Source organism: Streptomyces sp. NPDC050738 (genome assembly GCF_040654175.1).
GTDB lineage: Bacteria > Actinomycetota > Actinomycetes > Streptomycetales > Streptomycetaceae > Streptomyces.
In genome coordinates this window covers 625,953-641,043 of sequence record NZ_JBFAHN010000001.1, presented here as the reverse complement: position 1 = coordinate 641,043, position 15,091 = coordinate 625,953, and the positions used below count along the sequence as shown (strand labels likewise).

Sequence of the window (15,091 nt, the reverse complement as noted above, 5' to 3'; positions counted from 1 at the left end):
ACCGTTGGACGACGCCGCGCTCGGCACCACAGGCGACCAGGCCCTCCTGGCTGCCCATGTCGCCGGCGACCCCGACGCCTTCGGTGAACTCGTCCGCCGCCACCGCGACCGCCTCTGGGCGGTCGCGCTGCGGACCCTGGGCGACCGCGAGGAGGCCGCTGACGCCGTCCAGGACGCCCTCGTATCCGCCTACCGTGCCGCCCACACCTTCCGCGGCCAGTCGGCCGTCACGACCTGGCTGCACCGCATCACCGTGAACGCCTGTCTCGACCGGGCGCGCAAAGCAGCCTCCCGAAAGACCTCGCCCATGCACGACACGGAGCGCCTCGAGCAGTTGCTGGAGCCCAACGAGTCCGCCGAGGCTCCCGCCGTGCGCCAGGATCTCCACCGGGAGCTGCTGGAGGCTCTGGGAACCCTTCCCGCCGAGCAGAGAGCGGCGCTGGTGCTGGTCGACATGCAGGGATATCCCGTAGCGGAGGCGGCTCGCATGCTGGACGTACCGACGGGGACCGTGAAGAGCCGCTGCGCCCGCGGCCGGGCCAGACTGCTGCCCCTGCTTACCCATTTGCGTAACGAGGAAGGCGAGGCCCCCGGGACGGCCGGGGGAAGGAACCGGACGCGGGGGACATCCGTCCCACCACCGGCATCGGGACCACGAGACGCAGGACCGAGCGATCCGGCGGCTACGAAGGGCGGAGGTGGGCGCGCGTGACATCCACGGCCGACACGACTCAGCACCCGGACGTCTCGGAGATCTCCGATCTCACCGAAGGTCTGCTTCCGCCGTCCCGGACCGCCGACGTACGCCGGCACCTCGACGAGTGCACACTCTGCGCCGAGGTACGCATCTCGCTGGATGAAATTCGAAGCCTGCTGGGTACCCTGCCCGGACCGCAGCGCATGCCGGACGACGTCGCGGGCCGGATCGATGCCGCGCTGGCCGCCGAGGCGCTCCTGGACACCACCTCCGTCCCCCATCAGACGACACATGTTTCACGTGAAACATCGCCCACTGCGCAGCCTTCGGAGACGCCTGCGGCGGACAGGCCCGCAGGACGGTCCAGTGCGGCCACCGGACCTGGTCGTGCCCATCCCACACGACGCCGCCGGCGCAACGCCGTACTCGGTGCGGCTTTCGGTGCCGCTCTGATCGGAGCAGGCGTCTTCCTGGTGCAGTCGGTGCATCCCTCGGGGAGCGACCGCGCCGCGTCGAAGCCAGCAGACGATTCGTTCGCTGCCGACGGGCTGGAGGACAGGGTCCAGTCTCTGCTTGTCACCGGTTCCGGTTCGAGTTCCGGCACGGACAGTCCGTCGTCCGCGAAGGGCACATCGCCCTCCCTCGGCATCAAATCCAATTCCCCCAAGGTCGCGCCGCTTGTCCACGTGCCACCGTGCGTCCAGGCCGGAATCGGGCGGGACAACGCGCTGGCGTCGCAGCGAGGCACGTACGAAGGCGCAAAGGCCTATCTCGTAGTGCTACCGCACCCCACCGACCCGGAGCTCGTCCAGGCCTACATCGTCGATGCCACCTGCGTCGACACCGGTTCGCCGGCCAAGGGCAATGTGCTGCTGACCCGTTCCTACGCCCGCCGCTGACCATCTCGGGAATGCGAGCCCCGTAGGATCCGTTGGGTGGGATGAGAGTCCACTGGACCAGCCCCCAGTAGGCAGCAGGCAGCCCGCAGAGACGAGGAAGAAACCCGTGAGCGACGTCCGTAACGTGATCATCATCGGCTCCGGGCCCGCCGGTTACACCGCGGCGCTGTACACCGCGCGCGCATCGTTGCAGCCGCTGGTGTTCGAAGGTGCCGTCACCGCCGGAGGTGCGCTGATGAACACCACCGAGGTGGAGAACTTCCCGGGCTTCCGCGACGGCATCATGGGCCCGGACCTGATGGACAACATGCGCGCCCAGGCCGAGCGGTTCGGCGCCGAGCTGGTCCCCGACGACATCGTCGCCGTCGACCTGACCGGTGAGATCAAGACGGTCACCGACACGGCGGGCACGGTTCACCGGGCCAAGGCCGTCATCGTGACGACCGGTTCACAGCACCGCAAGCTCGGCCTCCCGAACGAGGACGTGCTTTCCGGTCGCGGTGTCTCCTGGTGCGCCACCTGTGACGGCTTCTTCTTCAAGGACCAGGACATCGCCGTTGTCGGCGGTGGCGACACCGCGATGGAGGAGGCGACGTTCCTCTCGCGCTTCGCCAGGTCGGTCACCATCGTCCACCGTCGTGACAGCCTCCGCGCTTCCAAGGCGATGCAGGAGCGTGCCATCGCCGACCCGAAGATCAAGTTCGCCTGGGACAGCGAGGTCGCCGAGATCCACGGTGAGCAGAAGCTCTCCGGTCTGACCCTGCGCAACACGAAGACAGGGGAGACGTCCGAGCTACCGGTCACCGGGCTGTTCATCGCCGTCGGGCACGACCCGCGCACCGAACTGTTCAACGGCCAGCTGGACCTGGACGACGAGGGCTACCTGAAGGTGTCCGCGCCGTCGACTCGTACCAACCTCGCTGGTGTCTTCGGTGCCGGAGACGTCGTCGACCACACCTACCGACAGGCGATCACAGCCGCGGGCACGGGTTGCTCCGCCGCCCTCGACGCCGAGCGGTTCCTCGCCGCTCTCGCCGACAGCGAGAAGGCCGCTGCCGCCACAGTCTGACCGACACCTTCCCCACCCCACACCCCAAGAAAGAGGAGGCCGCCGTGGCCGGCACCCTGAAGAATGTGACAGACGATTCCTTCGAGCAGGACGTTCTCAAGAACGACAAGCCTGTGCTGGTGGACTTCTGGGCTGCCTGGTGCGGCCCGTGCCGCCAGATCGCCCCGTCGCTCGAGGCCATCGCGGCCGAGTACGGCGAGCAGATCGAGATCGTCAAGCTCAACATCGACGAGAACCCGGAAACCGCTGCCAAGTACGGCGTGATGTCCATCCCGACGCTCAACGTCTACCAGGGCGGCGAGGTCGCCAAGACCATCGTCGGCGCGAAGCCGAAGGCCGCGATCCTCCGCGACCTCGAGGGCTTCATCGGCGACGAGGCCAAGGCCTGACGCACACCACGTTTCACGTGAAACAGGGGCCGCCCTTCTGGGCGGCCCCTGTTTTTGGCTTCTGTGAGAGCGATCCTCACAGCGGCCGCAGAACGGGCTCCTTCTGCACCGCGCCAAGGAGACGGTCCAGGGCAAGCTCCACGTCCTCTTTCCAGGACAGTGTTGTACGCAGCTCAAGCCTCAGCCGAGGATGGACAGGGTGCGGCCGTACGGTCTTGAAGCCCACGGCCAGCAGATGGTCGGCGGGCAGCACACACCCCGGCTCCTTCCAACGGGCATCTCCGAACGCTTCGATCGCCTTGAAGTTCCGTCGGAGCAGATCCTTGGCGACCGTCTGCACCATCACCCGTCCAAGACCCTGGCCCTGATATCCCGGCATGATCCACGCCGTGATCAACTGCACGGCATCCGGAGAGACGGGGCTGGTGGGGAAGGCCGTGGAACGCGGCACATAGGCCGGAGGCGCGTAGAGGACAAAGCCCACCGGTACGTCATCCACGTAGGTGACTCTGCCGCAGGACCCCCACTCCAGCAGAACAGCCGAAATCCAGGCTTCCTTCTCCAGTTCAGGCGTGCCTGCCTTTACCGCAGCTTCTCCACTGACCGGATCAAGCTCCCAGAAAACGCATGAGCGGCAGCGCTTGGGGAGGTCCGGAAGGTTGTCCAGTGTGAGCGGTACGAGCCGACGCCCCATGAAGGCTGTTCCTCACTTCCTTCGCCTGCCGCGCTACGGGCGGCTGTGAGCACGGTCCGTTCCCTGAGCAGACTGCCGACGAATCCGCCGACTGCCCCCAGCCCCAGACCAGCGGTCACCAGACGAGTGCGGCTCACCGATTGCATGGGCCCCGCCCTCCCTCCGAGATGGATCAAGGTGGATGCGCCATACCCAACGCATCGTATCCATCCCGCCATCGCACGCATACCGTGAGAAAGCAAAGGGCGGGTCGTGTCCGGTACGCACCGGACACGACCCGCCCTTGCAGCGGATTCGCGGACTCAGTCCTCGTCGCTCTCCGCAGCGGCTTCGGCCTGTCCCTTGTCCATGACCCTGCCCTCACCGGGGGCCAGCGATCCCAGAATGCGGTCCAGATCCTCCATCGAGGCGAACTCGACGACGATCTTTCCCTTCTTCTGCCCCAGGTCGACCTTCACTCGCGTCTCGAAGCGATCCGAGAGGCGCGAAGCAAGATCGGAAAGCGCGGGCGACAGCCGGGTACCGGCACGCGGCCCCTTTGCCTTGGCCGAGCTCTGCGGGCGTGACCCCATCAGAGTCACGATCTCCTCGACCGCACGCACCGAGAGACCCTCGGCCACGATGCGATGCGCCAGCCGGTCCTGCTCGGCCGAGTCGTCCACGGAAAGCAGCGCCCGCGCATGCCCTGCGGAGAGCACGCCGGCGGCGACCCTTCGCTGTACCGGCGCAGAGAGCCTCAACAGACGCAGCGTGTTGGAGACCTGCGGCCGCGAGCGGCCGATCCGGTCGGCCAGCTGGTCATGCGTGCAGTTGAAGTCCTTGAGCAACTGGTCGTACGCCGCAGCCTCTTCCAGGGGGTTCAGCTGCGCACGGTGGAGGTTCTCCAGCAGCGCGTCCAGGAGAAGCTTCTCGTCATCGGTCGCGCGGACGATCGCCGGGATCCGCTCCAGCCCCGCCTCACGGCAGGCACGCCAGCGCCTCTCACCCATGATGAGCTCAAAGCGCTCGCTGCCCACCTGCCGTACGACGACAGGCTGGAGAAGCCCTACCTCCTTGATGGAGGTCACCAGCTCGGCGAGGGCATCCTCGTCGAACACCTCGCGCGGCTGCCGCGAGTTGGGGGTGATCGAGTCCAACGGCAGCTCGGCGAAGTACGCGCCAACCTGCTGCGTCGACTCCGCGGCAGCATCCGGCGATGCCTCCTGCGGCGGCACTGTTTCACGTGAAACAGCGCCCGCGGGCAGAGCGGTCACCTTCGCCGCCGCCACCCCGCGCTCGGCTGTCAGTACCGGAACAGCCCCCGGAGACATGGACGCGCCGCCGGTGGACGGACCCGGCCTCTCCTGTGGGGCATTGGGGATCAGCGCGCCGAGCCCCCGCCCCAGCCCTCTACGTCGCTCGCTCACTGGATCCCCTCCGACATGCTCTGCTGGCTGTTCTGACTGCCCGTGTGCGCGTGCTGAGCGTCGTAGCTCACGCCGACCCCTCGCAGCGCGATCTCACGGGCCGCTTCAAGATACGACAGTGAACCGCTGGATCCCGGATCATAGGTGAGCACCGTCTGCCCGTAACTGGGGGCTTCCGAGATACGCACGGAGCGCGGAATGCTCGTACGGAGCACCTCGCGGCCGAAATGGCTGCGTACTTCGTCGGCCACCTGAGAGGCAAGGCGGGTCCTGCCGTCGTACATGGTCAGCAGGATCGTCGACACATGCAGATCGGGGTTGAGATGTCCCCGCACCAGGTCAACGTTCCGCAGCAGCTGCCCCAGCCCCTCCAGCGCGTAGTACTCGCACTGGATGGGGATCAGCACCTCGGCACCGGCAACCATCGCGTTGACGGTCAACAGACCCAGCGAGGGAGGGCAGTCGATGAGGATGTAGTCCAGCGGCTGCTCGTACGCCTGGATGGCCCTCTGCAGGCGGCTCTCACGGGCCACCAGAGAAACCAGCTCGATCTCGGCACCGGCCAGATCGATGGTGGCCGGCGCACAGAAGAGACCCTCGATGTCCGGGACCGGCTGTACGACCTCGGAGAGCGGCCTGCTCTCCACCAGCACGTCGTAGATCGAGGGGACTTCGGAATGATGGTCGATCCCCAGCGCCGTCGAGGCGTTGCCCTGTGGATCAAGGTCAACCACCAGAACGCGTGCGCCGTGCAGCGCAAGCGACGCGGCAAGGTTGACCGTCGTAGTGGTCTTACCGACCCCGCCCTTCTGATTGGCAACCACCATCACGCGTGTCTGCTCCGGCCGTGGAAGCCCTTCGCCGGCACGGCCAAGGGCTTCCACCGCCAGTTGGGCAGCACGACCAATAGGGGTGTCGTCCATCGGGGGCGGTGTTTCACGTGAAACATCCTCCCCCGCCGACTCGGTACGGGGACCGGGGACCGGATCGGTCTTCGGTCCCGCGATGTTGGCGTCGGACCGCAAGGATTCACTCTCCTCGACTTCAGGCTCGCAATGCACAGAGCCTGTCATGCTTTCGGGGTTGTGAACCAGCGAGGCATGTTCTTCTGTGGATGAATCCACCTTTGTGGACAACCCCGTGGCCCCAAAGGGCTTCCGGTCACGCGGCGAGGATGCCGCACGACCGCGACTGATGATCCCATGCAGCAGAGAGCGACGTTTCACGTGAAACACGATGCCTGGGGTGTCACCCCAGACCGCTCCGACACTCCGAAATGCATACGTTTGGAAGCTTGCATGGAGCCGATCAGCGTCGTCGGCGCGTACGGCTCACCCGTGCCGCCTTGGCCCGCTTCGCTGCGAAGCGGACACCGCCAGGGCTCTCCCCGACCTCGACCCGGACCACGGTGGACAGGGGATCGACGATGCCCTCCCCGACCTGCAGCACCTCGGTCTCCACCACGCCCAGCTTGCTCAGTGCAGCCCGGGCGCCCTGGATCTCTTCCTCTGCCGTGTCGCCCTTGAGCGCCAGCATCTCCCCGTAGGGACGCAGCAAGGGCACGCCCCAGCCGGCCAACCGGTCCAGCGGAGCGACCGCTCGCGCCGTCACCACATGCACCGGGGGCAGCTTGCCGAGAACCTCCTCGGCCCGTCCACGGACCACTGTCACATGGTCCAGGCCCAGCATCTCGACCACTTCCTGAAGGAAGTTGGTACGCCTCAGCAGTGGCTCGAGCAGAGTGATCTTCAAGTCCCGGCGGACCAGTGCCAGCGGAATGCCGGGCAGACCCGCCCCGGAACCGACATCGCAGACCGTGACGCCTTCGGGGACGACCTCCGAAAGCACCGCACAGTTCAGCAGATGCCGCTCCCAGAGCCGGGGCACCTCGCGCGGGCCGATCAGGCCCCGCTTCACGCCCGCATCAGCCAGGAGCTCGGCGTACCGGACAGCCTCCGGGTAGTACTCACCGAAGACCGCGTGCGCTTCTTCCGGCGCCTGGGGGAGCTCTGCTTCCTCCGTCACGGGGAGACCGTCCTTCCGTACTGCACTACCGCACTCGGGTGGATGACTATCAGGCTGACAAAGTTCGGCCCCGCCTGCGAACAGACGGGGCCGACAGAACGATTGAACCGGTCAGGCCGGCAGGACGACGACGAAGCGCTGGGGCTCCTCGCCCTCGGACTCGCTGCGCAGGCCCGCGGCCGCGACCGCGTCATGCACGACCTTGCGCTCGAAGGGCGTCATCGGCTCGAGCTTCACCGGTCCACCGGAGGTCTTCACCTCGTCGGCGGCCTTGGCCCCCAGTGCGGCAAGCTCTTCGCGCTTCTTGGCCCGGAAGCCCGCGATGTCCAGCATCAGCCGGCTACGGTCCCCGGTCTCCCTGTGCACGGCGAGCCGGGTGAGCTCCTGAAGAGCTTCCAGCACCTCGCCGTCACGGCCCACGAGCTTCTGCAGATCGCGGCTGTTCGCGTCGCTGATGATCGATACCGCAGCCCGATCGGCCTCGACATCCATGTCGATGTCACCGTCGAGGTCGGCGATGTCGAGCAGACCCTCGAGGTAGTCGGCCGCGATCTCGCCTTCCTGCTCCAGGCGGGAAACAGTGTCGACGCCTTCGGCGGGGGCGGAGGTAGTGGTGCCTTCCGTCACGGGAGGGGCTCCTTCTTACTTCTTGGACGGGTGCTTGGGCCGCTGCTGGCCCTTGCGCTGCCCGGGCTTGGCTTGGCGTGAGTTACCGGAGGCCTTGGACCGCTGCGCAGGCTTGGTGTCCTGCGGCTCGTCCTTCTTCTCCAGTGAGGTCTTCTCCGCGGCGTCGGATTCCTCGACGACCGACTCAGAGGCCTTGGCAGCGCCCTGCTGGGCCCCACCCGTCTGACGCTGCGACTTGGACTGACGCTTGGGCTGCTGGCGCTTGGGCGCGACGTCCGCGTAGGTGCCGCCGTCCGCCTCGGCTGCCACAGCGGCATCGCTCTTCTCCACCGTGCCGTCTGCCAGGGCGACAAGCCCTGCCTTGCTCAGCGTGGTGATGAACTTGCGCTCGGCATCATTGCGGTCCTTCGTCTCCTTGGAGGCGACGCCCTTGACGATGATGCGCTCGTGGCGCGTACGTGCCTTGCCGTGCGTGACCAGGTGCTTCTGCATCCGCTCCAGCAGACCGGACTGTGCGGCGCTGCCCGGAGTCGGGTTGCGGTGGATCACGAACATCTGCTGGCCCATGGTCCACACGTTGGTGGTCAGCCAGTAGACGAGGACACCGACCGGGAAGTTGATGCCCATGACGGCGAACATGACCGGGAAGACGTACATCAGCATCTTCTGCTGCTGCATGAACGGCGTCTTGACCGTCATGTCGACGTTCTTCGTCATCAGCTGGCGCTGCGTGTAGAACTGCGACCCCGACATCATCACGATCATGATCGCGGTGACGATGCGCACGTCGGTGATGGAGGCGCCCAGCTTGGCGACCTCGGCCGCGCTGTCCATGAACTTCGACGCCAGCGGGGCACCGAAGATGTGCGCCTTGCGAGCACTCGCGAGCAGCGGCTCGTCGATGACGCCGATGGTCTTGCCCGAGGCGATCGCCGAGAGCACGTGGTAGAGGGCAAAGAAGAACGGCGACTGCGCCAGGATGGGAAGGCACGAGGAGAGCGGGTTTGTACCCGTCTCCTTGTACAGCTTCATCATCTCTTCGGACTGACGCTGCTTGTCGTTCTTGTAGCGCTCCTGGATCACCTTCATCTTCGGCTGGAGCGCCTGCATGCCACGGGTCGACTTGATCTGCTTCACGAAGAGCGGGATCAGGCAGATCCGGATCAGGACCACCAGGGACACGATGGAAAGGCCCCAGGCCCATCCGGTGTCAGGGCCGAAGATCCATCCGTAGAACGTATGGAACTGGACGATGACCCAGGAAACAGGCCAGGTGATGAAGCTGAACCAGCCGGCGATCGTATCCACTAATCAGGCTCCTTGAGCATTGGGCGAGGTCTCTGCGGCCGGGCCGGTCTCCTGACCGGAGTGCCCGCCCTTGCTTGTCCGCCACGCGTTGCGCAGCGCTTCGTGCCAACGTGGACGTCTACGGGGTGCGACATGGTCCACACCGCCCGGCGACCACGGATTGCAACGCAGGATGCGCCAGGCGGTCAGCGCCGTGCCCTTCACCGCGCCGTGCCGGTCGATAGCCGTATATCCGTAGTGGGAACACGACGGGTAGTACCTGCAGACGGGACCCAGAAGAGGGCTGATCGTCCACTGGTACAGCTTGATGAGAGCCAGCAGCGGGTACTTCATCGCGCGCCCCCTCCCAGCAGCCGCTGAAAGGCGGCATCCAGGTCTCGGGCCAGCTGTGCATGGTCGGCGTCACCCGCTCCGGGCAGCGCCCGTACGACCACCAGGCTACCGGGGGGCAGCTGGAGCAGCCGGTCACGCATCAGATGGCGAAGCTTGCGCTTCACCGCGTTGCGGACGACCGCTCCGCCCACTGCCTTGCTTACGACGAAACCCGCACGTGTCGGGGGAGTGACCTCCCCGGGCACATGCGGGTCCGTTGAACCGCTACGCAGATGGACGACGAGAAGCGGGCGGCCTGCCCGGCGACCCTGTCGTACCGCGGTCGCGAAGTCCTCGCGCCGCCTCAGCCGATTCTCGGTAGGCAGCACGTCATAACCTGTACGAGATCAGGCGGACAGGCTGCTGCGGCCCTTGCCACGGCGGTTGGCCAGGATGGCGCGGCCGGCGCGGGTACGCATGCGGAGGCGGAAACCGTGGGTCTTGGCGCGACGACGGTTGTTCGGCTGGAAGGTGCGCTTGCTCACTCGGGGGCTCCAGAAATGAATCGGTGGTGGCGGGACATCGCCTGGCTGTCACCGTGCGCCCACGAGGAAGCTCGCGTATACGCCCGTGTGCACCGCTACACGATCAATGAAGATCGTGATCTTTGCCCATCGGAGGCAGGCGGCAGCAGCCATCGACAACTCGACCTGGTCACGGTACGCGCGGCTACGCCATCCGGTCAAACCAGGCGGTCACCGGGGCCGACTGTCCCCAGCCTGTGGACAACAACTTGAACGTCGTCAGCTGCCGCGACTACCGTGGCTGAACTTGCCTGCCTTCACACCCCGTCCCGAGAACCACACATTCGTGGGACCTTCGAGAGAGCGTGCCCTGTGGCTGACGTACCTGCCGATCTTGCCGCAGTGTGGCCACGCGTGCTCGAGCATCTCCTCGGCGAGGGCCAGCAGAACATCGCCCCCAAGGACAAGCAGTGGATCGAACGGTGCCAGCCGCTTGTTCTGATCAACAACACCGCACTCCTTGCCGTCCCCAATGAATACGGCAAGCAGGTACTCGAAGGACGGCTCGCCCCGCTCATCAACGAGATGCTGACTCTCGAGTGCGGCCGCCCGACCCGGATCGCGATCACGGTCGACGACACGATCGGCGAGCCCGCTCCGCCGGCACCTCCCGTGCAGCAGCAGCCGCACTACCCGTCGCCCCCGCAGCTCGACGAGCCGCGCCACATCGACACCTACGAGGACTACGGTCGCCGGCCCGCTGACGACGGAATGCCGACCGCCCGGCCCGCCTACCCGGACTACCAGCAGGAGCGCCCCGACCCCGGCGCCTGGCCGCGTACCCAGGAGGATCTCTCCTGGCAGCAGCAGCGCCTCGGCGGGTACCAGGAACGCGACCCCTCGCCGGAACAGTGGCGCGAGCCGTACGCACCTCCCCGGCAGCATCCGTCGCAGCAGCCTCAGCACGACTACCGGCAGCAGCCCGAGCGGCAGCAGTACGAGCAACAGCGCCCCGAGCACGGTGGTCCCGGCAGCCACCGGGACCACCGCGACGCCCAGGAGCAGCAGGGCCCGCGCCACGGCGGCGGACCCGGCTCCCCGATGCCGTCCGGCGGCGGCCGGCCCGGCCCGCTGGCCGCACAGCCCGCGCCCGCCGCGGGACCCGGCGAGCCGCACGCCCGACTCAACCCGAAGTACCTCTTCGACACCTTCGTCATCGGCGCGTCCAACCGCTTCGCGCACGCCGCCGCGGTGGCGGTGGCCGAGGCGCCGGCGAAGGCGTACAACCCTCTGTTCATCTACGGGGAGTCGGGGCTCGGCAAGACCCACCTGCTGCACGCCATCGGGCACTACGCACGCAGCCTCTATCCGGGCACCCGGGTGCGGTACGTGAGCTCGGAGGAGTTCACCAACGAGTTCATCAACTCCATCCGCGACAGCAAGGGCGACACCTTCCGCAAGCGCTATCGCGATGTGGACATCCTGCTCGTCGACGACATCCAGTTCCTCGCGAGCAAGGAGTCGACCCAGGAGGAGTTCTTCCACACCTTCAACACGCTCCACAACGCCAACAAGCAGATCGTGCTCTCCTCCGACCGGCCGCCCAAGCAGCTGGTGACCCTGGAGGACCGGCTTCGCAACCGCTTCGAGTGGGGTCTGACCACCGACGTACAGCCGCCGGAGCTGGAGACGCGCATCGCGATCCTTCGCAAGAAGGCCGTACAGGAGCAGCTCAACGCCCCGCCGGAGGTGCTGGAGTTCATCGCCTCCCGCATCTCGCGCAATATTCGCGAGCTGGAGGGGGCGCTGATCCGGGTGACGGCCTTCGCGTCGCTCAACCGGCAGCCGGTGGACCTCGGCCTCACCGAGATCGTGCTGAAGGACCTGCTCCCGGGCGGAGAGGACTCGGCTCCCGAGATCACGGCGAGCGCCATCATGGCGGCCACCGCCGACTACTTCGGGCTGACCGTGGAAGACCTCTGCGGATCCTCGCGCAGCCGCGTGCTGGTGACGGCCCGGCAGATCGCGATGTACCTCTGCCGTGAGCTCACCGACCTCTCACTGCCCAAGATCGGGGCGCAGTTCGGCGGCCGCGACCATACGACCGTGATGCACGCGGACCGCAAGATCAGGGCGCTGATGGCCGAGCGCCGGTCCATCTACAACCAGGTCACCGAGCTCACCAACCGCATCAAGAACGGCTGACACAGCAGCTTTCAGGGGCCGATCGAGCCCCTCGAAGGGCGTCCGGGGACGAACTCCCCGGGCGCCCTTCGTCGTTCCGGGCCCCGCCTCTGTTCGAATACCTGGGCGCGGGAGAGTGTTCTCCACAGATCTTGGGGCCTGAGGCCGTCCACACCCTGGGGACTGCCGAGTTGTCCAGATTATGTCCACAGGGGCGGTTGCTGAGACTTCATCACACCTGGTCAGGGGGCTGTGGATTTGTGGCCAACCGGACCCCACAGGCTGTGGACAGAATTTTCATCCACAGGGGCCGGGACGAGTTGTCCACCGGCGGCCCACAGGGTTGGCCGTCTTGTCCCCAACTTCTCCACACCCTTGTCCACTGTTCGGCAACGAAACGCCCGAGGTCACTGGGTCGAGTGAAAGCGGTCACACCAAGGGGGTCGGTTGGGCTGTGGGGAACGTGGGTAAAGCTGGGGACAGCGCTGGGGAGAAGTACCCCCGTCCTGTGCATCGGGTGTGCAGAACTTTTCGATGTCCACAGATCGGCCGGGTTTTCCACCGGCTCCACCCACAGGCACGGTGGACAAAGAAGCTTACCTGACCTGCGAAAACAGGGTTTTCCACCGTTTCCACAGGCCCTACTACTACTACCCCCTAGAGTTAGCTGGAATTTCGCTTCGAAGTGGGGCCTGTGCACAACTCGGCGCCGGAGCCTCCGAAGCTGCTTGTCGCGACTTGACCCCGACTCGCACCGAGTGTCGGTGGCTGCTGTCAGACTGTTCCCCGGCAACAAGCCGACGACGAGGCCAGCAGGGCAGCGAGCAACAGCAGGAGGCGGTTCCGGTGAAGATCCGGGTGGAGCGCGATGTACTCGCCGAGGCGGTGGCCTGGACGGCACGCAGCCTCCCGGCACGTCCGCCGGTGCCCGTTCTTGCGGGCCTTCTGCTGAAGGCGGAGGAAGGCACTCTGAGCCTCTCCGGCTTCGACTACGAGGTCTCGGCACGGGTATCGGTCGACGCAGAGATCGAAGAGGACGGCACGGTCCTGGTCTCGGGGCGACTGCTCGCCGACATCTGCCGAGCGCTTCCGAACCGTCCGGTGGAGATTTCCACAGACGGTGTACGAGCGACCGTGCTCTGTGGGTCCTCGCGGTTCACACTCCACACCCTGCCTGTGGAGGAGTACCCGGCCCTGCCGCAGATGCCCACCGCCACGGGCACCGTCCCCGGTGAGGTCTTCGCTTCTGCTGCCGCCCAGGTGGCCATTGCCGCCGGCCGCGACGACACGCTGCCCGTCCTCACCGGTGTGCGGATCGAGATCGAGGGCGACACGGTCACCCTGGCCTCCACCGACCGCTACCGCTTCGCGGTCCGCGAGTTCCTGTGGAAGCCGGAGAACCCGGAAGCCTCCGCGGTCGCCCTGGTGCCCGCCAAGACGCTCCTGGACACTGCCAAGTCGCTGACCAGCGGCGACACGGTCACGATTGCGCTCTCGGGCTCCGGATCCGGCGAGGGTCTGATCGGCTTCGAGGGTGCCGGGCGGCGTACGACCACCCGCCTCCTCGAGGGTGACCTGCCGAAGTACCGGACGCTCTTCCCGACGGAGTTCAACTCGATCGCCGTCATCGAGACCGCGCCGTTCGTCGAGGCCGTCAAGCGTGTGTCCCTGGTGGCCGAGCGGAACACTCCGGTACGCCTCAGCTTCGAGCAGGGCGTGCTGATCCTCGAGGCCGGTTCCAGCGACGACGCACAGGCTGTGGAGCGAGTCGACTGCAAGCTCGACGGGGACGACATCTCGATCGCCTTCAACCCGACGTTCCTGCTGGACGGGCTCAGCGCGATCGACTCCCCGGTCGCCCAGCTCTCCTTCACGACCTCGACGAAGCCGGCGCTGCTCAGCGGCCGCCCCGCGGTGGATGCCGAGGCGGACGACGCGTACAAGTACCTGATCATGCCGGTACGTCTGAGCGGCTGACCCCGCAGGTGTGTACCTGCGTCCCGGCGTAGGCTCGGACGCAGGTACGAAACGCCACCACGTCACTAAGGATCTTCTGATGGAGCTCGGTCTCGTCGGCCTCGGCAAGATGGGCGGCAACATGCGCGAGCGCATCCGCCGCGCAGGCCACACCGTCATCGGTTACGACCGCAATCCGGACCTCGCGGATGTCAACAGCCTGGAAGAGCTTGTGAGCAAGCTCAAGGGTCCGCGGGTCGTCTGGGTGATGGTCCCGGCAGGTGCCGCGACCCAGTCCACCGTCGACGAACTCGGTGAACTGCTGGAGCCGGGCGACATCGTCGTGGACGGCGGCAACTCCCGCTGGACCGACGACGAGAAGCACGGCGAGGAGCTGGCGGCCAAGGGCATCGGCTTCGTCGACTGCGGCGTCTCCGGCGGCGTCTGGGGCCTGGAGAACGGCTACGCGCTGATGTACGGCGGGGACGCCGAGAACGTCGCGAAGGTGCAGCCCATCTTCGACGCCCTCAAGCCCGAGGGTGAGTTCGGCGCGGTCCACGCAGGCAAGATCGGCGCCGGCCACTTCGCCAAGATGGTTCACAACGGCATCGAGTACGCCATGATGCAGGCGTACGCCGAGGGCTGGGAGCTGCTGGAGAAGGTCGACTCCGTCACCGACGTGCGCGAGGTCTTCCGCTCCTGGCAGGAGGGCACCGTCATCCGTTCCTGGCTGCTCGACCTGGCGGTCAACGCGCTGGACGACGACGAGCACCTGGACAAGCTCCGCGGGTTCGCCGCCGACTCCGGCGAGGGCCGCTGGACCGTCGAGGCCGCGATCGACAACGCCGTACCGCTGCCCGCGATCACGGCATCGCTCTTCGCCCGCTTCGCCTCCCGCCAGGACGATTCGCCGCAGATGAAGATGATCGCGGCGCTGCGCAACCAGTTCGGCGGCCACGCGGTCGAGAACAAGAAGTAAGTCAGCAAGCAGGGGGAGGTCG

Annotated in this window: 16 protein-coding genes; 7 read left to right on the top strand and 9 right to left on the bottom strand. The window is 66.7% G+C overall.

Annotated elements, in window-relative coordinates; translation table 11 throughout:
• The first annotated feature begins 4 nt into the window (after nt 1-4).
• From sigM to trxA, 4 genes are all read left to right on the top strand, one after another.
• Entirely contained in the window at nt 5-712 is a 708-nt protein-coding gene (gene sigM / locus AB0H78_RS03200) for an RNA polymerase sigma factor SigM (RefSeq protein WP_363232480.1), read from the top strand.
• Nucleotides 709-1,596: a hypothetical protein gene (locus AB0H78_RS03195; RefSeq protein ID WP_363232479.1), complete on the top strand. Its 888-nt coding sequence runs from the start codon at nt 709-711 to the stop codon at nt 1,594-1,596. Before sigM ends, AB0H78_RS03195 begins: the two co-directional genes overlap by 4 nt.
• A gap of 106 nt (nt 1,597-1,702) precedes the next feature.
• Nucleotides 1,703-2,665 carry a thioredoxin-disulfide reductase gene (gene trxB / locus AB0H78_RS03190; protein WP_363232478.1) on the top strand — a complete coding sequence of 321 codons (963 nt, stop codon included), beginning with the start codon at nt 1,703-1,705 and terminating at the stop codon, nt 2,663-2,665.
• A 44-nt stretch (nt 2,666-2,709) separates the two neighbouring features.
• Nucleotides 2,710-3,054, top strand: a complete 345-nt coding sequence (gene trxA, locus AB0H78_RS03185; RefSeq protein WP_363232477.1) for a thioredoxin — start codon at nt 2,710-2,712, stop codon at nt 3,052-3,054.
• Nucleotides 3,055-3,130: 76 nt separating this feature from the next.
• Here trxA and AB0H78_RS03180 read toward each other — a convergent pair whose 3' ends face one another.
• From AB0H78_RS03180 to rpmH, 9 genes are all read right to left on the bottom strand, one after another.
• Nucleotides 3,131-3,748, bottom strand: a complete 618-nt coding sequence (locus AB0H78_RS03180; RefSeq protein WP_363232476.1) for a GNAT family N-acetyltransferase — start codon at nt 3,746-3,748, stop codon at nt 3,131-3,133.
• A gap of 302 nt (nt 3,749-4,050) precedes the next feature.
• Nucleotides 4,051-5,154, bottom strand: a complete 1,104-nt coding sequence (locus AB0H78_RS03175; RefSeq protein WP_363232475.1) for a ParB/RepB/Spo0J family partition protein — start codon at nt 5,152-5,154, stop codon at nt 4,051-4,053.
• Nucleotides 5,151-6,227, bottom strand: a complete 1,077-nt coding sequence (locus tag AB0H78_RS03170) for a ParA family protein (RefSeq protein WP_363232703.1) — start codon at nt 6,225-6,227, stop codon at nt 5,151-5,153. Before AB0H78_RS03170 ends, AB0H78_RS03175 begins: the two co-directional genes overlap by 4 nt.
• Nucleotides 6,228-6,462: 235 nt before the next feature.
• Nucleotides 6,463-7,179, bottom strand: coding sequence for a 16S rRNA (guanine(527)-N(7))-methyltransferase RsmG (gene rsmG / locus AB0H78_RS03165; RefSeq protein WP_363232474.1), 717 nt, complete (start codon nt 7,177-7,179; stop codon nt 6,463-6,465).
• A 111-nt stretch (nt 7,180-7,290) separates the two neighbouring features.
• Nucleotides 7,291-7,806, bottom strand: coding sequence for a R3H domain-containing nucleic acid-binding protein (locus AB0H78_RS03160; protein WP_363232473.1), 516 nt, complete (start codon nt 7,804-7,806; stop codon nt 7,291-7,293).
• Between the two features lie 15 nt (nt 7,807-7,821).
• Nucleotides 7,822-9,114, bottom strand: a complete 1,293-nt coding sequence (yidC, locus tag AB0H78_RS03155; protein WP_363232472.1) for a membrane protein insertase YidC — start codon at nt 9,112-9,114, stop codon at nt 7,822-7,824.
• A gap of 3 nt (nt 9,115-9,117) precedes the next feature.
• A complete protein-coding gene (gene yidD / locus AB0H78_RS03150; RefSeq protein WP_363232471.1) occupies nt 9,118-9,447 on the bottom strand; it encodes a membrane protein insertion efficiency factor YidD in 330 nt (109 codons plus the stop codon).
• Nucleotides 9,444-9,815, bottom strand: a complete 372-nt coding sequence (gene rnpA, locus AB0H78_RS03145; protein WP_363232470.1) for a ribonuclease P protein component — start codon at nt 9,813-9,815, stop codon at nt 9,444-9,446. Before rnpA ends, yidD begins: the two co-directional genes overlap by 4 nt.
• Nucleotides 9,816-9,833: 18 nt before the next feature.
• Nucleotides 9,834-9,971, bottom strand: coding sequence for a 50S ribosomal protein L34 (gene rpmH / locus AB0H78_RS03140; RefSeq protein WP_003967884.1), 138 nt, complete (start codon nt 9,969-9,971; stop codon nt 9,834-9,836).
• Nucleotides 9,972-10,322: 351 nt separating this feature from the next.
• Here rpmH and dnaA point away from each other — a divergent pair, with 351 nt between their 5' ends.
• From dnaA to gnd, 3 genes are all read left to right on the top strand, one after another.
• The gene (dnaA, locus tag AB0H78_RS03135; protein ID WP_363232469.1) at nt 10,323-12,155 is read left to right on the top strand and encodes a chromosomal replication initiator protein DnaA; all 1,833 of its coding nucleotides are present in this window, start codon (nt 10,323-10,325) and stop codon (nt 12,153-12,155) included.
• Between the two features lie 825 nt (nt 12,156-12,980).
• The gene (dnaN, locus tag AB0H78_RS03130) at nt 12,981-14,111 is read left to right on the top strand and encodes a DNA polymerase III subunit beta (protein WP_363232468.1); all 1,131 of its coding nucleotides are present in this window, start codon (nt 12,981-12,983) and stop codon (nt 14,109-14,111) included.
• A 79-nt stretch (nt 14,112-14,190) separates the two neighbouring features.
• A complete protein-coding gene (gene gnd / locus AB0H78_RS03125) occupies nt 14,191-15,069 on the top strand; it encodes a phosphogluconate dehydrogenase (NAD(+)-dependent, decarboxylating) (RefSeq protein ID WP_363232467.1) in 879 nt (292 codons plus the stop codon).
• Nucleotides 15,070-15,091 lie beyond the last annotated feature (22 nt).

What these genes read in the sequence shown, in the direction of transcription:
- AB0H78_RS03180 (WP_363232476.1), bottom strand. Translation starts at nt 3,748, where the DNA reads ATGGGGCGTCGGCTCGTACCGCTCACACTGGACAACCTTCCGGACCTC.
- AB0H78_RS03170 (WP_363232703.1), bottom strand. Translation starts at nt 6,227, where the DNA reads ATGACAGGCTCTGTGCATTGCGAGCCTGAAGTCGAGGAGAGTGAATCC.
- yidD (WP_363232471.1), bottom strand. Translation starts at nt 9,447, where the DNA reads ATGAAGTACCCGCTGCTGGCTCTCATCAAGCTGTACCAGTGGACGATC.
- gnd (WP_363232467.1), top strand. Translation starts at nt 14,191, where the DNA reads ATGGAGCTCGGTCTCGTCGGCCTCGGCAAGATGGGCGGCAACATGCGC.